This window comes from Mesorhizobium japonicum MAFF 303099, from assembly GCF_000009625.1.
GTDB lineage: Bacteria > Pseudomonadota > Alphaproteobacteria > Rhizobiales > Rhizobiaceae > Mesorhizobium > Mesorhizobium japonicum.
In genome coordinates this window covers 6,240,282-6,262,419 of record NC_002678.2, presented here as the reverse complement: position 1 = coordinate 6,262,419, position 22,138 = coordinate 6,240,282, and the positions used below count along the sequence as shown (strand labels likewise).

Annotated in this window: 16 protein-coding genes; 7 read left to right on the top strand and 9 right to left on the bottom strand. The window is 57.5% G+C overall.

Annotated features, from left to right (window positions below; genetic code table 11):
- Positions 1-6: 6 nt before the first annotated feature.
- Together cysN and cysD are read right to left on the bottom strand one after the other, a co-directional pair.
- Positions 7-1,944, bottom strand: a complete 1,938-nt coding sequence (gene cysN / locus MAFF_RS30870; RefSeq protein ID WP_010914956.1) for a sulfate adenylyltransferase subunit CysN — start codon at positions 1,942-1,944, stop codon at positions 7-9.
- 2 nt (positions 1,945-1,946) lie between these two features.
- Positions 1,947-2,852, bottom strand: coding sequence for a sulfate adenylyltransferase subunit CysD (gene cysD / locus MAFF_RS30865; RefSeq protein WP_010914955.1), 906 nt, complete (start codon positions 2,850-2,852; stop codon positions 1,947-1,949).
- Positions 2,853-2,989: 137 nt separating this feature from the next.
- Between cysD and MAFF_RS39490 the strand changes: the two genes are divergently transcribed.
- The 3 genes from MAFF_RS39490 to MAFF_RS30855 all read left to right on the top strand — a co-directional run bounded on the left by MAFF_RS39490 (position 2,990) and on the right by MAFF_RS30855 (position 5,669).
- Positions 2,990-3,136: a hypothetical protein gene (locus MAFF_RS39490; protein WP_157866107.1), complete on the top strand. Its 147-nt coding sequence runs from the start codon at positions 2,990-2,992 to the stop codon at positions 3,134-3,136.
- A gap of 307 nt (positions 3,137-3,443) precedes the next feature.
- Positions 3,444-4,697, top strand: a complete 1,254-nt coding sequence (locus tag MAFF_RS30860; protein WP_010914954.1) for an O-antigen ligase family protein — start codon at positions 3,444-3,446, stop codon at positions 4,695-4,697.
- An 18-nt stretch (positions 4,698-4,715) separates the two neighbouring features.
- Positions 4,716-5,669 (top strand): UDP-glucose 4-epimerase family protein, encoded by a 954-nt coding sequence (locus tag MAFF_RS30855; RefSeq protein WP_010914953.1) that lies wholly within the window; start codon positions 4,716-4,718, stop codon positions 5,667-5,669.
- On the opposite strand, the gene MAFF_RS30850 is transcribed toward MAFF_RS30855, so the two are convergent.
- Together MAFF_RS30850 and MAFF_RS30845 are read right to left on the bottom strand one after the other, a co-directional pair.
- The gene (locus MAFF_RS30850) at positions 5,648-6,202 is read right to left on the bottom strand and encodes a sugar transferase (protein ID WP_010914952.1); all 555 of its coding nucleotides are present in this window, start codon (positions 6,200-6,202) and stop codon (positions 5,648-5,650) included. The genes MAFF_RS30855 and MAFF_RS30850 overlap by 22 nt on opposite strands.
- A gap of 154 nt (positions 6,203-6,356) precedes the next feature.
- Positions 6,357-8,345, bottom strand: coding sequence for a UDP-N-acetylglucosamine 4,6-dehydratase (locus MAFF_RS30845; RefSeq protein ID WP_010914951.1), 1,989 nt, complete (start codon positions 8,343-8,345; stop codon positions 6,357-6,359).
- Positions 8,346-8,739: 394 nt separating this feature from the next.
- Here MAFF_RS30845 and MAFF_RS30840 point away from each other — a divergent pair, with 394 nt between their 5' ends.
- Complete coding sequence (locus MAFF_RS30840; protein ID WP_010914950.1) at positions 8,740-10,191, top strand: phosphomannomutase; 1,452 nt, start codon at positions 8,740-8,742, stop codon at positions 10,189-10,191.
- Between the two features lie 89 nt (positions 10,192-10,280).
- On the opposite strand, the gene MAFF_RS30835 is transcribed toward MAFF_RS30840, so the two are convergent.
- Positions 10,281-11,213: a glycosyltransferase family 2 protein gene (locus tag MAFF_RS30835; RefSeq protein WP_010914949.1), complete on the bottom strand. Its 933-nt coding sequence runs from the start codon at positions 11,211-11,213 to the stop codon at positions 10,281-10,283.
- 402 nt (positions 11,214-11,615) lie between these two features.
- Here MAFF_RS30835 and MAFF_RS30830 point away from each other — a divergent pair, with 402 nt between their 5' ends.
- The 3 genes from MAFF_RS30830 (at position 11,616) to MAFF_RS30820 (ending at position 14,688) form a co-directional block, all read left to right on the top strand.
- Complete coding sequence (locus MAFF_RS30830) at positions 11,616-12,503, top strand: ABC transporter permease (RefSeq protein ID WP_244420656.1); 888 nt, start codon at positions 11,616-11,618, stop codon at positions 12,501-12,503.
- A gap of 59 nt (positions 12,504-12,562) precedes the next feature.
- Positions 12,563-13,210 carry an ABC transporter ATP-binding protein gene (locus MAFF_RS30825; protein WP_244420655.1) on the top strand — a complete coding sequence of 216 codons (648 nt, stop codon included), beginning with the start codon at positions 12,563-12,565 and terminating at the stop codon, positions 13,208-13,210.
- A 251-nt stretch (positions 13,211-13,461) separates the two neighbouring features.
- The gene (locus MAFF_RS30820) at positions 13,462-14,688 is read left to right on the top strand and encodes a sulfotransferase family protein (RefSeq protein ID WP_010914946.1); all 1,227 of its coding nucleotides are present in this window, start codon (positions 13,462-13,464) and stop codon (positions 14,686-14,688) included.
- 98 nt (positions 14,689-14,786) lie between these two features.
- Here MAFF_RS30820 and MAFF_RS30815 read toward each other — a convergent pair whose 3' ends face one another.
- The 4 genes from MAFF_RS30815 to MAFF_RS30800 all read right to left on the bottom strand — a co-directional run bounded on the left by MAFF_RS30815 (position 14,787) and on the right by MAFF_RS30800 (position 22,012).
- The gene (locus tag MAFF_RS30815) at positions 14,787-16,616 is read right to left on the bottom strand and encodes a rhamnan synthesis F family protein (RefSeq protein WP_010914945.1); all 1,830 of its coding nucleotides are present in this window, start codon (positions 16,614-16,616) and stop codon (positions 14,787-14,789) included.
- Between the two features lie 337 nt (positions 16,617-16,953).
- Complete coding sequence (locus tag MAFF_RS30810) at positions 16,954-18,867, bottom strand: rhamnan synthesis F family protein (RefSeq protein ID WP_010914944.1); 1,914 nt, start codon at positions 18,865-18,867, stop codon at positions 16,954-16,956.
- 50 nt (positions 18,868-18,917) lie between these two features.
- Complete coding sequence (locus MAFF_RS30805) at positions 18,918-20,852, bottom strand: rhamnan synthesis F family protein (protein WP_010914943.1); 1,935 nt, start codon at positions 20,850-20,852, stop codon at positions 18,918-18,920.
- Positions 20,853-20,953: 101 nt separating this feature from the next.
- A complete protein-coding gene (locus tag MAFF_RS30800) occupies positions 20,954-22,012 on the bottom strand; it encodes an NAD-dependent epimerase/dehydratase family protein (protein WP_010914942.1) in 1,059 nt (352 codons plus the stop codon).
- Between the last annotated feature and the right edge of the window lie 126 nt (positions 22,013-22,138).

Below are 22,138 nucleotides of genomic sequence, written 5' to 3'. Positions count from 1 at the left end.
CTGTCGTCAGATGCCGCCGCCGCTTTCATATTGGTCTTCGGCAATGTCGCGCTCATTCAGCCAATGTTCCAGGGCATCTACCATCTCTTCCGCCGATTTGCCGAGCGTCTTCAGATGGATCTCCGGGTGTTCCGGCGCTTGGTAAGGCGAATCGACACCGGTGAAGTTCTTGATCTCGCCATTCAGCGCGCGCGCGTAGAGACCTTTTGGATCACGCCTGGCGCACTCCTCGAAGGGCGTGTCGACAAACACCTCGATGAACTCGCCATCGGCCATCAATTCGCGCGCCATGCGCCGTTCGGCGCTGAACGGCGAAATGAACGAGACAATGACGATCAACCCGGCATCGGCCATCAGCTTTGCCACTTCGGCGACCCGGCGGATGTTCTCGACGCGGTCAGCATCGGTGAAGCCGAGATCGCGGTTGAGACCGTGACGGACATTGTCGCCGTCCAGAATATAGGTGTGGCGGCCGGTGGCGAACAGCTTCTTCTCGAACAAGTTGGCGATGGTCGACTTGCCGGAGCCTGAAAGCCCGGTGAACCAGAACACGGCGGGCCGCTGGTTCTTCATGTCGGCGCGCACGCGCTTGCCGACATCGAGCGATTGCCAGTGGATGTTCTCGGCACGACGCAGCGAGTGCACGATCATGCCCGCGCCGACGGTGGCGTTCGAGATGCGGTCGATCAGGATGAAGGCGCCGGTGGTGCGGTTCTCGGCGAAGGGATCGAAAGCGATCGGCGCCCGCGTCGAGACGTTGCAGATGCCGACTTCATTCATTTCAAGCGACTTGGCCGCCTCATGGGCGAAGTCGTTGACGTTGATGCGGTATTTCAGGTCGGTGACGGTGGCGCTGGTCTGGTCGGTTTCGGTGCGCAGGATATAGGAGCGGCCCGGCAGCAGCGCATGCTCGTCAAACCAGACGATGTTGGCGGCGAATTGATCGGCGACTTGCGGTCGAGCGGCCGGCGACACCAGCATATTGCCTCTGGAGACCTCGACCTCGTCGTCAAGAACGAGCGTTATGGCCTGGCCGGCCACCGCCTGTTTGAGATCGCCGCCATGAGCGACGATGCGTTTGACATGCGACGACTTGCCGGATTTGGCGACAACGACCTCGTCGCCTTGCGCGATGGCGCCCGACGCGATCGTACCGGCAAAGCCGCGGAAATCGAGATTGGGGCGATTGACGTACTGCACCGGAAAACGGAACGGCTGCTCGACGGCAGCCTCTTCAACCGAAACGGTCTCGAGGTGCTCGATCAGCGTCGGGCCGGAATACCATTGCATGTTGTCGGAGCGGCCGCTGACATTGTCGCCGTAACGGGCCGACATCGGGATCGGCACGATGGTCTGGAAGCCGAGATCGCGCGAGAATTGGCCGTAGTCTTCGACGATCCGGTCGAAGACCGCCTGGTCGAAATCGACGAGATCGATCTTGTTGACGGCCAGCACGATGTGCCGGATGCCGAGCAGCGAGGCGATGATCGAATGGCGCCTTGTCTGGCGCAGCACCCCTTGCCTTGCGTCGATCAGCACGATCGCCAGATCGGCGGTCGAGGCGCCTGTCGCCATGTTGCGGGTGTATTGCTCGTGGCCGGGCGTGTCGGCGACGATAAACTTGCGCTTCGGCGTGGCGAAGAAGCGGTAGGCGACGTCGATGGTGATACCTTGCTCGCGCTCGGCCTCGAGACCATCGACCAGCAACGCGAAATCGATGTCATCGCCGGTGGTGCCATGCTTGCGCGAATCGCGTTCGAGCGCGGCAAGCTGATCCTCGAAAATCTGCTTGGTGTCGGACAAGAGGCGGCCGATCAAGGTCGACTTGCCGTCATCGACCGAACCGCAGGTCAGGAAGCGCAGCAGCGACTTCTTCTCCTGCGCGGCCAGGTAGTCGCGGACGCTGTCGGTGGGGGCGAGGCTTTTTGCCATGATGTGACGCATGGTCAGAAATACCCCTCGCGCTTCTTCTTTTCCATCGAGCCGGCTTCGTCACGGTCGATCAGCCGGCCCTGCCGCTCGGATGTGCGCGCGGTCAGCATCTCGCCGACGATGGCTTCGAGCGTGTCGGCATCGGATTCGATGGCGCCGGTAAGCGGATAGCAGCCCAAAGTGCGGAACCGCACCAGGCGGTTCTCCACTGTCTCGCCGGGGCGCAGTTTCATGCGGTCGTCGTCCTTGAGGATCAACATCCCGTCGCGCTCCACCACCGGCCGTTCCTTGGCGAAATAGAGCGGCACGATCGGGATGTTTTCCTGCAGGATGTACTGCCAGATATCGAGCTCGGTCCAGTTCGACAGCGGGAAGACGCGAATCGATTCGCCCGACGCGATGCGGGTGTTGAAGATCTTCCACATTTCGGGGCGCTGGTTCTTCGGATCCCAGACATGCTGGGCATTGCGGAACGAGAATATGCGCTCCTTGGCGCGCGACTTTTCCTCGTCGCGCCGGGCGCCGCCAAAGGCGGCATCGAAACCGTATTTGTCCAGCGCCTGGCGCAGCGCCACCGTCTTCATCACATGGGTATGGGTGTTCGAGCCGTGATCGAAGGGATTGATGTTGTCGCGCACGCCGTCTTCATTGACATGCACCAAAAGGTCGAAGCCGAGTTTTTGCGCCATCTGATCGCGGAAAGCGATCATCTCGCGGAACTTCCAGGTGGTGTCGACATGAAGAAACGGGAACGGCGGCTTGGCGGGATAGAACGCCTTCATTGCCAGATGCATCAGCACGGATGAATCCTTGCCGACCGAATAGAGCATGACCGGCTTGGCAAAGGCGGCCGCAACCTCGCGGAAAATGTGGATGGACTCGGCTTCAAGCCGCTGCAGATGCGTAAGCGCGATTGTCATAGACTGTGAGCGTTCTCTCGTGCCTTGCGACAGAAGACCTTGCGTCAAATCATCGAGCTTTTGTGCCCGGTTCAAGCTTCGCTTCTGGACAAAGTGTTTCGTGCGGGCGTTCTAGCAGATCGGTGCACGGCAGAACAATGCAAGACGAGCCCGGCGGCGGTCAGTTCGGGAATGATTTTTCCATGCTTTCGCCAAAACCCGGAAATTTCTGTTCGCAAGGCCTGCAACCGGCAAAAGGCTGGGAAAAAATTGCTCGGCAGACCATGACGGCAAACGCTGCTTGAGCCCATTCCCAATCGTCGGGCACCGGCCGCCGATTTTAGGTGACTGCAAGCTCCGCAGCACTATCGAAAAGGCAGCCCAGCCGCTATACCACCTCCGGAAGCGGGCAAGATGCGTCATCAGGCATGGGCAAATTTCAACGCGAGCACATTCGGTTCCGCCGAAAAGGACGTGCCGCATAGAGCTACTCGAGAATAGCGGGCCCGAAACTTGACCGGTCTTTCGTCTGCAAGACAGCAACTCACGCCTTCGCGGATCAATATCTACTTCTCCACTCTTTGCTTCTTTTTTCCACCGGTTTTGGGATCGGTGGTCAGCTTCGTATTCAATGGTGGCGCTCTGTGGTCCGTCCTGTTGCTCGCCCTCAGGAAAAGGCGCTTCAATGTCGACCCGGCGATGATGGCGATGACGATCGCCATCTATGCCTATTGCGCGGCCAATCTGGTGGCGTCCATCGTCAACAGCGCGATCGCCAGGGATGCATTGCACCTGATCCCGCTCGTCACCTTCCTGTTTTTCCCCATCTCCTATTCGACCTGGAGCATTACCCAGAAGACAACGCTTGTCCGTATCATCGTGCTGAGCAGTATGGCGGCCTGTTTTGTCGCGCTGCTTCTGGCGGTCTTCCAACAGCACTGGCTTGGTATGCGCGCCGAGGGCGGGGCTGGGAATGCAATTGTGTTCGCGGAGGTCCTCTGCCTTGCCGTGTTGGTCTGCGTGGCCGGCGCCCTGTCGGATATCGAGAGACACAGGATCGCCCTCCTTTGCGCGGCACTTGGCGGGACGATCGCCATCATCTACTCCGGCACCCGTATTGTCTGGCTGGCACTGCTGATTGCCGGTATCGCCGTTCTGCTAATCAACCAGCACAGGCTGAAGGGAAGGAACGCCATTCGCCTGCTGGTGCTGTTGCTGGCGGCCGGCGCCGTCATTGCGGCTGTCGGCTTCCAGACAATATCCGGGCGTGTCGACTTTCTGCGTTCCGACTTGGACGCGCTCGCCGTCAACGGTGACCACACGACGGCTATAGGATTGCGATTGGCCGTTTGGGATATTGGTCTGAAGGCGTTTCGTGAGATGCCATTGTTCGGACATGGAGTGGGTGCCACCCAGGCCTTGATAAAACAGGGCTTCCACGATCAGTTCGGGATGGATGCAGGCTTCAATCATTTCCATAACGGCTTCCTGACCGCCCTCGTGCAGGCAGGACTCCTGGGCGCCGTGACGCTGGCGGCGATGTTCGTCGTTGCCGCCAGGAATGCAGCCGTGGTTTTACGAAATAGCACCGATCCGATCGAGCGTTTTGGCGCCACAATGATTGTCATCATGGTGATCACCTATCTCACATCCGGGATGACAGGCATCCTGATTGGTCACGACATTCTGGATTCGGTGCTGATGGTCTTCCTGGTGTCGGGAACGTATCTTGCCTCGGGTCGTCAGGCTCCGTTGCCGCAAGACCAGGCGCTTCCGCCCGAGACGGAAGAGCGAGCGCCTGCTCCAGTCGCGGAAGACGCCCTTCTTCCAGGGATGGAAAATCGGGCGCTTCGATTGACTCAATAGCCGTTCAGGGCAAGACCAATGAAAGTCCTGGTCACAGGCGCGACAGGCTTCATCGGCCGTCAGGTGGTGCATCGGCTTCGCGAGGCGGGCGCCGAGCTTCGCCTCGCGTCCCGCCACCCGGAGAGGCTTGGTCCGGGACAGGATGCCATGCGGATGCCCGATGTCGATGCGCCGACGGCTGCCTTCCTGGCGCTCGCCAGGGGTGTTACCGATGTCGTTCATTGCGCGGGTCTGAACAATGATGAAGGCAATGCCACCGAAGCCGATTTTCGGGCGGCCAATGCGGAATTGAGCGCAAGGCTGGCGCAAGCGGCAGCCGAACAGGCAAGCGGACGGTTCATCCAGCTCTCCTCGATCCGGGCTGTGATCGGTGCGCGCGTCAGCGCAACGATCGACGAGGACACGATTCCCGATCCGCAATGCGCCTATGGGCGCTCGAAGCGCGAAGCAGAGATCAGGGTGCTGGACGCCTATGCTTCGCATGGCCGGTCCGACGCCACCGTATTGCGGCTGCCCCCAGTCTACGGAACCGGCATGCAAGGAAACCTGGCGACGCTGATGCGCATGGCCGATACGGGCCTGCCGCTGCCGACAGGCGCCCTGACGGGAACCCGCTCGCTGCTGTCGGCGCAATCGACGGCAGGAGCGATATGGCATCTGCTCAGTCTTTCGGGGCGGCTGCGGCCGATCCATGTTGCCAGCGATGTGCCACCGGTTTCGATCGCCGACATTGTCGACGCCTTTCGCGACGGTTTCGGACGACCGACGCGCCTTATGGCCGTGCCGGCCGGGCCGTTGCGGATAGCCGCGATCCTCTTGGGCAAGCGGACGTCCTGGGACAGTCTGACCGCTTCACAGATATGCGACCCTTCCCTGCTCGTATCCGAAGGTTGGCTGCCGGAAACCGGGACGCTGGAGCGGCTGGCCGAGATAGCTCGGCTCGGAGACGCTCAATCGCCCCCCTTGCGATAGAGCGTTCCAAACAGGATGCGAAGGTCGAGCCAGAACGATGCGGTCCTGAGATAGGCGGCATCGGTTTCGGCCAGAAGCTCAGGGTTGGACATGTCGATGCCCCTGATCTGGGCCATGCCGGTAATGCCCGGGCGCGCCGCCAACACGCCCAGTTGCCTGCGACGCTCGATCAGTTCCGTCTGTGTCGGCAGGCAAGGGCGCGGCCCGACCAGGCTCATCTCGCCCCGAAGAACATTCCAGAATTGCGGCAGTTCATCGAGCTTGAACTTCCGCAAGGTCCTCCCGACCGCGGTCACGGCATTCGCTGGCGCTTGGTGGGAGGGCAAGGACGGCGTTCCCTGATACATCGTCCGCAATTTGTGGCAGCGAAACAACGCACCATCGCGACCGACCCGCGTTTGCGAAAAAATCACTGGACCGGGCGACGATGTCCGCACCGCAAGCATGCAGAGCAACAAGACAGGGGATGTCACCAACAACAGCATGGCTGTCGCGACGAGATCGAAGGCACGCTTCAGTCCCTTCACGGCCATCCCCCGATCACTAGAGCCATTCCAGGAAAAGTGTGAAACGGCTTTCGCGGCAAAAGCCGGTAGCGCTTTCCCCTTGGGAATTGCTCCGACGGCGCCGGCCGCGGGATCGATATCCGGGCAAAATCCCGCCATTCAACCGTCAGCTGCAACGTATCTAACCTGCTTGCCCAACCGTTCTCGGGCCGGTTTCCTGCAGCGTGTCGGGCGCTGGCGTCTCCGGCCGAGGGAGTTGCGCCAACACCGCAAGGGCGGAAGCCTTGTCCTGGTTCTTCATGGCCACCTGCAGCGCGGCCAGCGCTGCCTGAACCGTCGGCCACGCCACCACATCGGTCCTGAGACCAAAGATCTTGGCGATGTCGAGCGTGACGATCTCCTCATTGGCGCCCTGGAGCGTCTCATGGAGCTTTTCACCGGGCCTGATGCCGGTGAAGCGGATCGGGATATCCGCATAGGGCGTCTTGCCGGCCATGCGGATCATGGTTTCGGCGACTTCGAGAATCGGCACGGGTTTGCCCATGTCCAGCATGTAGATGGCATAGTCGTCCTTGCCGTTGCGCGACTGTGCGTCGGCGGCCGCCATGATGACGAGGTCGACGGCTTCCGCAACCGTCATGAAATAGCGGGTCATGCGCCGATCGGTAATCGTGACCGGACCGCCGGCTTCGATCTGTGCCTGGAAGATGGTCGCCACCGAGCCGTTGGAGCCAAACACATTGCCGAACCGCACGGCTATGAACTTGGTGCCGGAACGGCGCCCGTCCGGCGCGATTGCGTGGCTTTCGTGCAGGGCGCTGACGAGCTGCTCGGCGGCCCTCTTTGTGATGCCAAGCACCGAGGTCGGATCGACGGCCTTGTCGCTCGATATCAGCAGGAACTGTGGAACCCCACATTTTGCGGCAACCTCGGCGCAGACAAGCGTGCCGAAAACATTGGTCTGGATGGCCGATTCCCAGTTCTCCTCGAGCAGCGGAACGTGCTTCAGCGCCGCGGCATGGAAGATGATGTCCGGTTTGAATTCCGTGACGACTCGCGTCATCTGGCGCCGGTCCGCGACATCGACAATGCGGACCTTCAGGCGATCATGGTCTTTTTCGTCGATATACTGGCTCAACTGGAAGATGCCGAATTCGGAATTGTCGGCGACCAGCACCGCCCCTGCCCCCAGCTCCAGCGACCGCTTGACCAGGGTCCGGCCGATAGATCCGGCGCCTCCCGTCACCAGGACGCGCTTGCCGCCGACGAAGGCACCGATACGCGCGATATCGGACGGCACGGTCGGGCGGCGCAGGATCGTTTCCATCTCGACTTCGTCGAGAACGATCTTTCCCTCCTGCCCCAGTTGCGAAAGCCTCGAGAACTGCGCGACGGCTATGCCGCCGTGCCGGGCGACACGCACAAGCTCGGAATACTCCTCGATCTCATGCTCGACGCCGCTGCCGAAAATAAGCAGGTCGATGCTCTTGGTGCCCGCCGCGTAGTCCTCCAGGACATCGATCAGGCGTGGCCTGGACGCCACCACGGCAACACCTTGAATCCGCGTGCCCACGGGTGCGCCGCGCTCGGTCGCCATGATGCCGGCAATGGAATAGTCGGCCGGCTCTGCCGTGCGCGTGAAGCGAATGATCAGGTCGGCCTCGCCAAGCCGGCCGACGAACAGCGCCCGCTTGGCCTGCACTTTATTGGCCTTGTGGGTGAGGATGCCCCAGCTCGCGCCGTCGCGAAGAAATCGGTAGAACAGCCTCGGCGCCGATATGATGGTGAAGGAAACGAGGAAGAAGACGATGAATTGGCGCTCGTTGAGGCCAGCCACGGGCTGGAAGAAACGAAACACCAGCGAAAGAGTATAGAGCACGACCGTCAGAATCGCACAGCTTTTCAGAATGTTGAAAAAGTCCGGGGTCGAGGCAAAGCGCCAGATCGTGGTGTAGAGACCACAATATCTGAACAGCAAGTGGCTGACGAGAACGATCCCGACCCAGGTGACCAGGCCTTCATAGGAGAATGCATCGAACGAAAGGTCTGACCTGGAGAGGACGAGACTAAGCGCCACCGCGACCAGGACCATGAGCAGATCCTGGATCATGATGATGACGCGCCGCATTTTCGGTCGAAATCCGAACACGGCTTCTGCATAGGAAGTCATTGGCGAGTATTGAACTCCAGGCGTGAGAACTTCAACACTAATGCGGCGTCAGATCGAATACCATCCGTCACCGACCACCTGTTCTCAGCGTCAAATCCTCGGCCCCCGCCGTCGCTACCGCATAGCGTGGACTTGAGGCCATCGCCAGAGATTTTTTCACAGACGGTTTGATTGGGATCACGTGTCGACCAAGATACCGCGCAACCGGCGGAAAGGTTTAAGGCACACCCTGTTGCCACGGGCTGCTCAGGCGATGCAATTGGCTGCCGTTTGACGCATTTCCACAGCGCTGCCGTTGCCGTTTCGTCCATCGACGCACTATTTTTCAAACTCTCGAGGAAAACCCCGGGTGGGCGGCAAAGCGCTTTTCGGTTAACAGGAGACCTACCGCAACATGGCGGCCTTGCCTCTCATCAGCCAAAGTGAAGTGATGAAATTTGGATCGAGTGGCCTTAGAGGCCTGGCTTCGGAACTGGTCGGCAACCCGAGTGGACTTTATACTGAGGCTTTCGCCTGGCGCCTGACTGCCGGCGGGATTCAGCCGAACTCCATGGTGCTGGTGGGTCGTGACTTGCGCGACAGCAGTCCCGCCATTGCCGCCAACTGCATGGCAGCCCTGGCGGCAAGCGGGCTTCAACCGATCGATTGCGGAGCCATTCCAACGCCGGCTTTGGCGCTGTACGGCCAGCAGCAAGGCGCAGCGGCCCTTATGGTGACGGGTTCGCATATTCCCGCTGATCGCAACGGTATCAAATTTTACAGCCCGCACGGCGAGATCAGCAAGGCGGATGAAGCCGCCATGGCACGATACGCCGCCGAGAGATCGGGCGCCTATCGCCCTCCGCCGCCGCCAGGAACGGCTCCACCAACACGCCATGATCAAGCGATCGCCGCCTATCGCACGCGCGCCGAGATCATATTGGAGCCCGGCTCCCTTTCCGGCATGAGGGTCGGCGTTTATCAGCACAGCTCGGTGGCGGCGGATCTGCTGGTCGAGATTCTCCAATCCCTTGGCGCTAATGTGACGCCTGTCGGGAAATCCGGTACCTTCGTGCCCGTTGATACTGAAGCTGTCAGCCCGACCACACTAGCAAACTTCAAGCGTTGGGCTCGGGAATTCAACCTCGATGCCATCGTGTCGACAGATGCCGATGCCGATCGGCCGCTCATTGCCGACGAGAATGGCGATCTTTTTCGCGGCGACCTGATCGGTCTCGCCACGGCCTTGTTCTTGCGGGCAGACGTCGTCGTGACGCCGGTGACCTCCAATTCGGGCATTTCGAAAGCCTTCGGTTTCAAGGTCGTGAGGACGAAGGTCGGATCTCCCTTTGTTATCGAAGGGATGGAAGCATCACACCAGGCCGGCCGCATCGTCGTCGGCTTCGAGGCCAATGGCGGCGTTCTCCTGGGATCGGATTGTTCCCTGCGCGGAATGACACTGACGGCATTGCCGACACGGGATTCCCTGCTCCCGATCCTCGCCGTGCTGGGTCTGGTTGCATCGACAGGAAATACGCTGTCGCAGCTGCGCACGGTCTGGAAGCTTCCGGTTTGCGCAAGCGAGCGACTTGAAAACTTCCCGGTGGAAAGCTCGCACAGCTTGATGCGCCGCCTGGCGGATCGGGATGCACTGCAGCAATTCCTGGCGCCTTTCGGGACCGTTGCCGAAGTCGACGAGACCGACGGCTTCAGGATGCGAATGCAGACCGGTGAGATCATCCATTTGCGGCCCTCCGGCAACGCACCTGAACTTCGCTGCTATTCGGAGGCTGCTACCCCTGACAGAGCTGCAGCGATCGTGGCATTGACGCTTGAAAGGGCGCGGGCGATCACCTCCACGGACTAAACAGCGGCCGTCTTACGGAAAGTGGTTCTCGCACTGGCCAATGGAGCACGAGGTCACCGCTAGACCACGCGCCTTGAAGCGATTCGATTTCAGATGCGACCCAGGACGAATGCGAGATAAAGCCCCAGCGTCCCGGCAAGGGTCTGCCGATAGACACCGCTTACGAGCAGAGTGCGCAAACGCTGGAAAAGACTGCCCTGCCGACCACTTGCGAACAGGTCGAGGCACGTCGCGGCATCCGGCGTGAGCAGGTCGCGATTGACCGCCAAACCGGCAAGGTTGAGATCGGTCCAGTCGGCAAACTCGCCCTTGAACAGACGCCCAAGCCGCGAGACCCTTGCCGCCCACGACACGTTGGCGCCGACAAGGTTCGCCGCGTGCTGCCGGTAGCGCACCAGGGGCCGCGGGTCGTAGTGGACGACGCCGCCGGCCCCGGTTACAACCAGATAGGCCCACCAGTCGTGGCTGACGAAGCCCGTGCGTGCCGAAGCCCTTGCCAACAGGTCCCGTGCCGCGCGATTGAGCAGGATAGTGTTGCCGCCGGCGATGCTTTGCACGAGCGCGTTGCGGAAGGATGGCGGCCGCCGAAACAATGGCGAGTGGCCGGCAAGGCTACCCGTTTCGGTCATGGTCGCGGTTCGCGAGCAGAACATCAACGGGGGTTCCGCGCCGAAAGCCTGCATCCATTGGACGGCACTTTCCAGCCTGTCCGGCTCCCAGACATCGTCCTGATCGCTGAAGGCGTAGAAGTCGGCATCGATACGCCGGTCGAGTATCATCGAACGAAAATTGGCAGCGAAGCCTTCGCGCGGCCCCTGCACCAACGTTACTCGACCCTTTGTCCAGCGGGATTTCCAGGCTTCAATGATGGGAACCGTGCCGTCGACGGAGCCATCATCGGAGATCCAGAGGTCGATGAGCGGATGCGACTGGGCGAGCAGGGATTGCAACTGCTCATCTATGAACGGGGCGCCGTCTTTCGTGCCCATCAGCACCGCTATGCGCAGATCTGCCCTATCCACGAATGTCGAACACCCTGCCTGAGTTCTTCATGGAGGCGAGGCGCATCAGTGGCCGAAGTCCGAATACAGATTCCAGCTTCATCGGATGGCGCTAGGCTCCAGGCTCGTGGACGTGAACACCAGTGCGAACACGAAAATCGCTCATGGCCGTTCACTTTTTTCAAAGTGCCATTTCCGGCCTGTCGCGTTGTATCGCATACTGTGGGCTCGACGTCATAGCCAGAGGTTTTTTCGGGATGAGCGGACGGTCAATGGGGAAGCGTGGTGCATCATTCTCTGACGATTGCCGCGAGCTTAACATTAGTCTCAGCTAACGAAAAAAGTCGCACGGCGCCAGCATGTGTCCAGTTTTGCCGCAGTTGACTCTGCTCTTGACGTCGTTACGACGCAATGCGTTGCCATATGCCTGTCGAAATGGCTATTAGAGATGGGTTTGGTGGTTCGCCATGGCCAGCGAAAGACAATGCGCCAGAACAACGGATTGCGATACTCCCAACTATGATTGCGGCACTAAACGGCGCTTTTGACGACATCTCAAAAGCCATGAGATTACACCGGGTCTGGATCGCGCTTGCCCATGAGGACATCGGCGACCAGCACAGACGCACGACGCTCGGCCCGCTTTGGATGCTGGTCAACTATTTCGCTTTCGTCGGCACATTTGCCTTTGTTTTCGTGACCAAGGACGCAAGCAACCCAAGCTATATAGCCTATGTGGCCATCGGCATGCTGGTGTGGTTCTACCTCACCGAGACCATCACCATGAGCGTGTCTCTCTTCCAGCGCGAAGCGAGCTTCATTCAAGGCACGACGCTGCCGTTGTTCGTATATGTGATGCGATTGACGATGCAATGCATCATTCGGGCTGGTTATTCGCTAGCGGGTTGCGTTCTTATTTTGCTTTTGAGCGGTTACGGAATCAACACAAACTGGCTGCTGTCCGCGCTGGGCTTGTTGCTCCTGATCCTGGCAACCCCTGCATTTGTGGTGGTTTTTGCGTTCCTGGGCGCATTCTTTCCCGACAGCGAATTCATCGTTGGCAACCTGATGCGGGTGGGCATGTTCTTCACGCCGGTCTTCTGGGTCTATAGCGGGCAAGAGGGCATTCAAGCATACGCCTATCATTGGAACCCGTTCACCTATTTCCTGGAGAGCGTGCGAGACCCGATCACAACGGGCATATTTCCGGGGCATGCTTTGGCGGTGACAGGCTATTTCTGCCTCGGCCTCTGGGCACTTGCGCTGCTGCTGCTGGGCCTTTATCGCAAGCGCATCGTTTTCCTGATCTGAGTTCCATGACCTCCATCACACTGAACAATGTCAGCCTGGTCTATCGCCTGTTTGAAAAGTTGACGCTTTCGGCGCCCGGCCGGCGTCGGAGCGCTCTCGGCGGCAATATAGCCAAGTCGGGCACCAAACAGGTCGTGCAGGCGCTCGACGGTGTCAGCTTCGAGCTCAAGGCGGGCGACCGGTTAGGGCTTGTCGGCCCGAATGGCGCCGGCAAGACCACCCTGCTCAAGGTTCTATACGGAATCTACCAGCCATCGGGTGGCACGATATCGATCACCGGCAAGGTCGATGCCCTGTTCAACATCCACATAGGGTTTCGTCCCGAGGCCACCGGGCGCAGGAACATCGTGCTGAGGGGGTTGATCAGCGGTTGGACGGCAGCCGAGATCGAAGAGAAGATGGAAGAAATAATCGATTTCAGCGAACTGGGCGACTTCATCGACCTGCCGTTCAAGGCGTACAGCCAAGGCATGGCGGCACGTTTGGCATTTGCTGCAGCGACCACTCTCGAGCCTGAAATTCTTCTGATGGATGAATGGATTGGGGCCGGCGACGCGTCGTTCCAGGAGAAAGCCAAACGACGCATGGACGAACTGGCGGAAAAGGCCGGCATCATCGTGTTGGCCAGCCACGACGATGCGCTCATCCGACGCGTCTGCACGAAAAAACTCACACTTCGAGCTGGGCGGGTGGAGTCGCTGGCTTAAAGCGTTTCGCGATATCGAGGTCGAGCCAGGGCTCGATAGATCGTAGCATCATCCTCTTCCGCACGCCCTCAACGGTCCAAACCCACTCTCGAGGTCAAGGCCGAACAACAGAGATCGGGGGCACCCGGTCAGCCACGCAATCCGACCAGGGAGCTGCGTTCGTCGCGACCTTCATGGAATTGACGTTTTAGTAGAGCTTGGTCTAAGCGTACTGAACATTAGCCAACCGGAATGAAAAGCACCTTCAATTGATGACCCCAATAGCCGGATTGCCACGGGCACCGACGCGTCAAGCCATCTTAATCCTGGGAATGCACAGGAGCGGAACCTCGGCGCTTGGGGGCGTCATCAATGCATTGGGAGCAGCCGGGCCGAAGACCCCGCTGCCGTCGCACGCGGCCAATCCGCGTGGATTCTTCGAGAGCGCGCCCCTTTCCCTTGCGCACGACGAACTGCTCGCATCGGTGGGCTCATCCTGGCTCGACTGGCGTCAACTCAAGCCGCAGAGGATTAACTCAGAGGCAACAGAGCCGTATCGTCGGAGAATAAAACAGCTGCTCATCGACGAGTTCGGTTACGAACCGCTGATCGTTATCAAAGACCCGCGGACATGCAGATTTGTTCCGTTCATGTCGTCGATCTTGGACGAAATGAATGTCAGCCCCGTCGCTCTTCTGCCGATACGCAATCCTCTTGAGGTCGCATATTCGCTGCACCGGAGAGATAAAATGGCGCTGCCAAAGTCACTGCTGTTGTGGCTCAGGCATGTCCTCGAAGCTGAATATCATTCACGACACATGCCGCGATATATTCTGTCATATGAGGGGTTTCTGGTCGACTGGCGAAAGCATATGGACCGCGCAGCTGAGAAAACCGGTGTCGTCTGGCCTGCTCACCCCGACCGCTCGGACGTCAAGGTCGAGCAGTTTTTGACGACAGACCTTTATCATGAAAGGTCCACGCCCGAAGATATGCGTCATCATCCCGAAGTTGCGTCGCTGGTCCGTGAGACCTATCAAATTCTGAGCACGATCGCTGCCGGCGATGAAGACAATGGCTTGCTTGATCAGCTGGATATTATGCGGACGAGATTTGACGACGCCTGCGAAACATTTTCGGCTGCCATGGCGACGGAGGAACTGGCGGTTGTGCAACTGCGTGGTGAACTTAGCACGCGCAGCACCGAGACAGAGCGGGCCCGTCAAGAGAATTCGAAGCTTGCAAGCTTTTTGGAACAGCAATCCCTTGAAGTCCGCGGCCTGGCGGCCGAACGTGATGCCCTCGTCGGAACCCGCGGCACTCTGATCGCTGAACGGGATGCCCTTGTAAATGCCCAAGCAAGCTTAATCGCCGAACGCGACGCGCTCCTACGGGACATGAGTTGCATCGCCAATGAGCGCGACGCTCTACTCAGGTCGCGCAGTTGGCGGCTGACCGCACCTTTGCGACTGATAGGTGGTCTGTTCCCCCGTGGCTGACGCCCACGCGGACAGTAAACGCGCGGCGAGAGGCACTTGGAGCCCCTCACGAGCGACTTGCCACGTGAGATAGCTCAGTTTGTTGCACTGCGATCTGGCTAATCCCCAAACGCGATTATCCTTCGTAGCCCGCGATAGAGTGGCCTGAGAATCCTGAACGCTATCGGCGATCTGGCTACAATTGACCTCTTGATCGCGAAGATGAGGCCACGAAAGGCCCTTACTACTCCATAGTTTCCGAATTCCGCTGGAGCCCCGTTCTCGCATAGGGCTTGCAATTTAGCCTCCAGCATTACGTAGTTGTGAGCAGCATGCCCGGCAGTCATCACGTGCCGAAAGGTATAGCCGGCGTCGATTGCAACATAGGCTATGATCCGCTCTATGGCATGGACCAAACTCCCATCCCGATAATCCATATTGGCAAAATCGTTCCAGTTCCACCTTTCTTCGAAAAGCTTCCTTAGAGCTGCAGGACGAAACCAATACATCCCGCCGTAAGGCGCGACAGGTGTACTATCATCCAAATGCACGATCAGGCCCAACTGTCGGGCAAGCTTTGCCACGTTGGCTTTGTTGCCAGCCCATGAATTTCCAATGGTCGGATAGCCAATATGAACCAACGGTGGCATGACGAGACCAAGCGCTGGATTGTTGGCAAAGAGTTCAAGCAAATTCGAGACATAGCCAGGCGTGTGAAGAAGGTTTTCAAAAGTGTGGAGTTTAAACAACTCTCCCCTCGGGCCGTCTTGGGGAGATCGCTTGGAATGGACCCGGCAGATCAAGTCGTACCGGTCTTCAAGTACATAGTCCCGGCAACCGACAAGAAGGGCGGACGTATCCCTGCCGTCGTTGCGGACGACCAGGACGACCGCATTGCTGGCGTTCGTCGCCTTCGCGATCGCTTGCTGAATCAAGGCCTGCTTATCGGCATTGTCGGTCGTGACGATCAGGTCATAGCCCTTCGGCACGTTTTCGGCATAGCCGAGAATCTCGTCGATCATGTCGAGGTGATAGACATGCGCGAGAACAGCTATCCGACAATCGTCCCAATTCCTTTGCGGACCGACCTGGACATCCGGCAGGACGGAGAGCAATGCGGCGTTACCGTTTAGCGTACGAGGCGAGCCCAAGCGGCCAACGCTTTTCCATATCAGCGACAAATCATAGTCAGATTGGTTCTCTATGATCTCCAAAGCACGCGGCAGGTTGATGGCCGCGCGCTCAAGGGACAGCGTGTCATGAAAGAAGAGGCGCCGCTTCAGGATCGGGCTCCGGTCCTCCAGCGTTTTGTCCGGCTCCATGAAAACCGGGTATGGCGTCCTGTATCGTTCGGGATCGAGCAATACCGAACAGGTGTAACCCAAAGCCTGAAAATGCGCTGTGAACACCGTCTCGTGCTTCGCAACTGACTCTATATAGGAGTTGATGGACACCATCCGGGTCCAATAGTCACGAAACGCCTTCGACTGATGCAAGGACCGCCGCACTGCTATGAAATGGGAATTGAGATGGAAGGGCAGTTCCGATTTTCTGACGTCGATCGGATTGGGCCTTATCGCCTTGTGGGCGGAGATTCCCCAAAAGTCACAGTGACGTTGGTCCATCTCCGAGAACATTTCGGAGAAGGGAAAAATCGGCCCGTAGAAAGTGTGGTTGAAAAACAATATCTCGTCGAACTGTGAAAGCTCATCCCACCCGATATGTTCGAGGGCAGTCCGATAGGCCCAAACATCGAACCCCTTGTTTTCCCTGATCAGAAAGCTGTCGGTAGCGTCAGGAAGGCGAGATCGAGCCTCGTCGTCTATCGGACCGTTGCAAACGACCAGCAGTTGTTCAACAAAGGGCCTTATCGATGCAATCAGGTGAAAATAATACTCATCTATCTTGCCTTCTTGATCGTAATAAAATGCGATTGCCAGACGCCTCATCGACCTATCTCTCTCTGGTGCAAATGGCACTTAGAACTAGAACGCTCCGAAATGGGATCGCCGGCGGCGCCGAACCACATCCTGCCACGCAAACATCATTGAGAAGTGGCGTTTCCAGGTTGTGTCATCGATGCCCGTGATAGCGCTGAAAAACAGGTACTCCAAGACCGCTGGTTGGAATGGTACCGTCTGGCAGGACCTCGGCCGCACCCATTAAACCATTCGGCGCCGATAAAGAAGACCGGCCACATGCGATCTTCTACGCGGCGGCTTGCCATATGAGGCCCGCCTTCCAGGAAAAAGCGCACGGCGTTTTCGCCATGGCTAGAGTTTGATTTTAGGGCTTGGCCACAGCTCGATAGATCGGTCTCAGTATTTTGAACAGGGTAGGCGCTCTGAACCACAGAGAGTTTTTAATGGCCAAATTGAGTTTACCCAGAGAGCGCTTCACTGACGTTACCGACGTCTGCGACGATGACAGAGCGGACGGTAGATGGTTTGCCACGGGATAACCGGCCTTCTTCCACTCAGACAACAAATGGCACTGCCACGGAAAGTCGCCTGACGGCATCAGGCTGGCAAGTTTTTGCAGCTTGAACTCCAGCATGGTGTAATTGTGCGCCGCCTGATGCGCGCACATGATGTGCCGCGTGGTATATCCAGCGTCCTGAGCCGCATAGGCGATCAGCCGCTCCAGCACATGAGCCAAGCCGCCGTCAACATGATTTGGCTCGGCATTGAAGTCTTCCCATTTCCACTTGTGTTCGAACATCTTGCGCAGGGCGCGTGGCCGAAACCAGAACATGGTGCCATAGGCAGCCACCGGGGTGTCATGATCGAACTTGACCTTGATGTTCAAAAGCCGCGCGGTTTCCTCAACCTTTGGTCTGTTGAAGAACCATGCGTGCCCCATCGTCGGATAGGAAATATGAACGACAGGCGGAACGGCTAGTCCGACTGACGGATTGTCGTGAAACATATCCAAAACATTGTGGACATAGCCACGCGTATTCAGCAAGTTCTCAAGCATATGCCGCTTGAACAGGTTGCTTCTCGACGCCTGCACTTGAGGCGACTTTTTTGTATGCAGGCGACACACAAGGTCATAACGGTCGTCGACGAGCAGATCGCGCAAGGAAATGAAAAGCGAGGACATGTCACGACCGCGATTTTTCTCGACCACGCGGACGATGACGTTCTTCACGCCAGGGCGTTTTGCCAGTGTGGCTTCAATCTCGGCCTTTTTATCCGGCGTATCCGTCGTGGCAATGAAATCATAGGGAACCGGGATGTTGCCGGTCAGCGCCAGTATCTCTTCCAGCATATCGGTGTAGTAGATATGCGCGCAGACAGCGATCTTGCCGTAGTCGGAAGGAGCGTCATCGTCTTTGGCTCGCTCATCGGGCAAGACGCTCATCAGCGCGGCATTCGTGTTTAGATTCCTCAATTCCGAAGTGCGCAGGACATTGCGCCAAATCAGATTGAGGTCGTAGTCGGATGTCTCCTCAAGAACTCGCAAAGCGCGCGGCAAATCAATGCCTTGAGCATTCAAAAACGTCGGATCATGAAAAAACGGACGTCGCTTTAGCAAGGGGAAGCGGTTGATGATTGTCTCATCCACGTTAATAAACGCCGGATAGTGCGAGCCATACTTATCCGGATCAACATACGCTTCCGCCGAGTAGCCAAGATCTGTAAAATGCTTGGTAAACTGCGACTCGTGAAGCATGATAGCGTCGATGTAAGTTTTGATCGCCGGCAGATTTTCCCAGTATGTTTTGAAGGCGCGTGATTTCAACATCTTCTCGCGGACAGCAATGAAGTTTGCTGTGAGGTGGCGAGGCAGATGGCCCGTTCCGGTAAACGGATTTGGCGTCATTTTCGAATGGGCAGCGCTGCCCCAGAAATCACAATCCCGGCGCTCCATTTCAGAAAACATTTCCGAAAACGGGAAAAGAGGCCCGTAGCAAGTGTCATTCAGCAGGATAAGTTCATCATACTCGGAAAGAGCGTCAAAGCCGACAGCGTCGATACCGGTCTTGTATCCCCATACGTCAAATCCCACGTTCTCCCGGACCAGAAGCTGATCACAACTGGCTTTGATTGCTATTTCCGAAAGCTTGGAAAGATTTCCGTTGGATACGACAACAATCCTCTCGACAAACTCGCGCAGCTTTTCGAGCAGGAAGATGACATAGTCATCGGCAATTCCATGCTCGTTGTAGAGAGAAAATACGGCAATACGACGCACCCTTGATGCTCCTGACTAGACCGTGAACCTTACGTGTCTGATGCTCGCCATCATCCGCCACTACGCCGAGAGTTCGGTTTCAGGATCGCCCTCGTGCCGCGATAGATCGGCCGTAGTGCTCTGAACAGGATAGGCGCTCTGAACCTCAGAGAGCTTTTAACAGCCAAATTGAGTTCTGCCAGAGAATGCTTCACCGACGTCGGCATTGGTGCGGGAGTAGCCGATACATGGCTTCCCAAGGGATAGCCGCCCTTTCTCCACTCAGACACCATATGACACTGCAAAGGGAAGTCCCCTGACGGCATGAAGCTGGCGAGCTTTTGCAGCTTGAACTCCAGCATGGTGTAGTTGTGCTCTGCCTGATGCGCGCACATGATGTGCTGCGTCGTATATCCAGCATTCTGAACCGCGTAGGCGATCAGCCGCTCCAGCGCATGAGCGAAGCCGCCGTCGACATGATCCGGCTCGGCATTGAACTCCTCCCATTTCCACTTGTGTTCGAACATTTTGCGCAGGGCGCGTGGCCGGAACCAGAACATGGTACCATACGCAGCCACCGGAGTGTTCTCGTCGAACTTGACGTTGATGTTCAAAAGCCGCGCGGTTTCCTCAACCTTTGGCTTGTTGGCAAACCACGAGAACCCCATGGTCGGATATGAGATATGAAAGATAGGCGGAATGGCCAGTCCGACTGACGGGTTGTCGTGAAACATATCCAACACATTGTGCACGTAGCCACGGCTATTCAGCAGATTGTCAACCATATGCCGCTTGAACAGGTTGCCCATCGACGACTGCACTTGAGGCGATTTTTTTGTATGCAGGCGACAGACAAGGTCATAGCGATCGTCGACCAGCAGATCGCGCAAGGAGATGAAAAGTGAGGACATGTCACGGCCGCGGTTCTGCTCGACAACCCGGACGATGACGTTCTTCACACCAGGGCGGTTCGCCAGGGCGGTTTCGATTTCGGCCTTTTTCTCCGGCGTATTCGTGGTGGCAATGAAATCATAGGGTACCGGGATATTGCCAGTCAGGCCCAGTATCTCGTCGAGCATATCGGTGTAGTAGATATGCGCGCAGACAGCGATCTTGCCATAGTCGGCAGCAGCACCGTCGCCTTTAATCCGCTTGTCCGGCAAGACACTCATCAGCGCCGCATTGGTGTTGAGGGTTCTCAAATCCGAAGAGCGCAGGACATTGCGCCAAATCAGATTGAGGTCGTAGTCGGATGTCTCTTTCAGCACCCGCAAAGCACGCGGCAAATCGACGGCGTTCTTATCCAAAAATGTTGGATCATTGAAAAAAAGACGACGCTTTAAAATTGGGCTTCTATCATTGTAAATCTGATCGACATCGATCATCACAGGATACGCGGAATTGTATTTATCCGAGTCAAGATACGTTTCAGATTTGTATCCCAGGTTCTCGAAAAAACCTGTAAAACGCGACTCATGCAAGAGAACAGACTCCGCATAGTCTGTGATTTTCGGCATTCTCTCCCAATAGTTTCGAAAAGCGATCGACTCAAGCATCGCCTTTCTCACGGCGATAAAATGAGAGTTCAGATGGCGGGGCAAAACCCCTGCTCCAGTGAAAGGATTGGGGCTTACCTCCTTGTGATCGGATATGCCCCAAAAATCGCAGGCCCGGCGTTCCATTTCCGAAAACATTTCCGAGAACGGGAAAACAGGTCCGTAGAATGTGTGGTTAAGCAAAAGGATTTCATCATAATCGCCGAGCTTGTCGTAACCGATGAACTCGAGCCCGTCGCGATACGCCCCAACGTCAAATCCTGTATTCTCACGGATAATAGTCTCGTCAACGGTGGATCGCAGTGAAGCCTCCGATGATTGTGAAATTTCTCCGTTTGAGACAAAAATAATCGTCTCCACGAATGGCCGCAATTTTTCTAGAAGGTAGAATATATAGTCATCAACCTGGCCGCGTTCGTCATAGAAGAAAAATATCGCTGCACGCCGCATTGCCAATTCCCTGCAAAATCAGATCCACGTGATATAGGGACCACGTCTCCCATGGAGGCATCTCGACGGCAGAACGCTTCCGTTGTCACGATGTCATAATTCTAGCCAAGTTGTGAATCGACCCACTCGGAAAGCTGGCCGATCCCCTCGTCTACACTTTTCAAAGGTCGCCATTCCAGTTCGCGCACCGTCCTGTCGATGTTGGCGACAGCGCAGCGAACGTCGCCGTTGCGGAACATGCCGTTGACGTGCGGTTCCGGGGCCTCGTATCTTTTTGCAACGATCCTTGCCAGGTCAAGAACCGTGGTCTTGGAGCCAGTGCCGACATCATAGGCGAGCGACTGTGACAGATCAGTGGCCGTAGCCTTGTCGAGAGCCGACGCCACATCATCGATGAAGACGAAGTCGCGTCCGATGTCCCCGTCCTCATAGATCGGGATGCTCTTGCCTTCCTTCGCCATCCTAATGAACAACGACACGATTCCCGTGTAGCTGTTGGTCAGCGATTGGCCAGGACCATATACGTTCTGAAGGCGAAGCACGTTGACAGCTGTTCCGAACGAAAGAGCCCAAGCCCGCAATATCTGTTCCTGGGTTAGTTTCGTCGCTCCGTAGATGCTGGTTGGATTCGGTATCGTTTTTTCCGCGTCCATCGGTAGAGGTTCGAGCCCGGGAAAATCCCACTCCGCGCGTTCGAGCTGCTGTTTCGATCTCTGACCGGGATATGTTATCTCGCCTGCTTTCCTGGACCGCCATGCTCCTTCTCCATAGACGGCGCGACTCGAAGCCAGGACAAAACGCTCAGGAACGTGCGATGCCGTGGCAAAGGCATCCAACATGCGCGTGGTGCCAAGAACATTTGCTATCGCGTGGCGAGAGGCCTCCGTGAGCGACTGACCCGTGCCCGTTTCGGCAGCCAGATGCACCACAACTTCAGGTCGGATGGTTTCCAGTGCCGGCACCCAGGTCGAGGCCTCGGTCACATCGGCAACCACGAGTTCAACGCGAGGATCAAGGTCGGCGGGACGCTTTCGCTCTGCGTGAATCTGCGGATGCAAACTGTCGATGACAACTACGCGATCGAAGCGGTTTGCCAATTTGGTGGACAACGCGCATCCAATGAATCCAGCTCCGCCGGTCACCACGCATGTTTTAGACATTCAAGCAGCATTCCCGTTTCATTGACTTGGCCGTTCGTTATCAGCCTCGATCTCATTTGAATAGACACAGGAGGTTCAGCTCCGATCGAATCGGATTTCAGGCGTCAAGTTCGGCATCGGCGCCGC

Coding starts and splice junctions, on each gene's coding strand:
- cysN (WP_010914956.1), bottom strand. CDS start 1,944: ATGCGTCACATCATGGCAAAAAGCCTCGCCCCCACCGACAGCGTCCGC.
- MAFF_RS39490 (WP_157866107.1), top strand. CDS start 2,990: ATGCAAGACGAGCCCGGCGGCGGTCAGTTCGGGAATGATTTTTCCATG.
- MAFF_RS30820 (WP_010914946.1), top strand. CDS start 13,462: ATGACCCCAATAGCCGGATTGCCACGGGCACCGACGCGTCAAGCCATC.
- MAFF_RS30830 (WP_244420656.1), top strand. CDS start 11,616: ATGCCTGTCGAAATGGCTATTAGAGATGGGTTTGGTGGTTCGCCATGG.
- cysD (WP_010914955.1), bottom strand. CDS start 2,852: ATGACAATCGCGCTTACGCATCTGCAGCGGCTTGAAGCCGAGTCCATC.
- MAFF_RS30855 (WP_010914953.1), top strand. CDS start 4,716: ATGAAAGTCCTGGTCACAGGCGCGACAGGCTTCATCGGCCGTCAGGTG.
- MAFF_RS30840 (WP_010914950.1), top strand. CDS start 8,740: ATGGCGGCCTTGCCTCTCATCAGCCAAAGTGAAGTGATGAAATTTGGA.
- MAFF_RS30805 (WP_010914943.1), bottom strand. CDS start 20,852: ATGCGGCGTGCAGCGATATTTTTCTTCTATGACGAACGCGGCCAGGTT.
- MAFF_RS30850 (WP_010914952.1), bottom strand. CDS start 6,202: ATGGCCGTGAAGGGACTGAAGCGTGCCTTCGATCTCGTCGCGACAGCC.
- MAFF_RS30800 (WP_010914942.1), bottom strand. CDS start 22,012: ATGTCTAAAACATGCGTGGTGACCGGCGGAGCTGGATTCATTGGATGC.
- MAFF_RS30815 (WP_010914945.1), bottom strand. CDS start 16,616: ATGAGGCGTCTGGCAATCGCATTTTATTACGATCAAGAAGGCAAGATA.
- MAFF_RS30845 (WP_010914951.1), bottom strand. CDS start 8,345: ATGACTTCCTATGCAGAAGCCGTGTTCGGATTTCGACCGAAAATGCGG.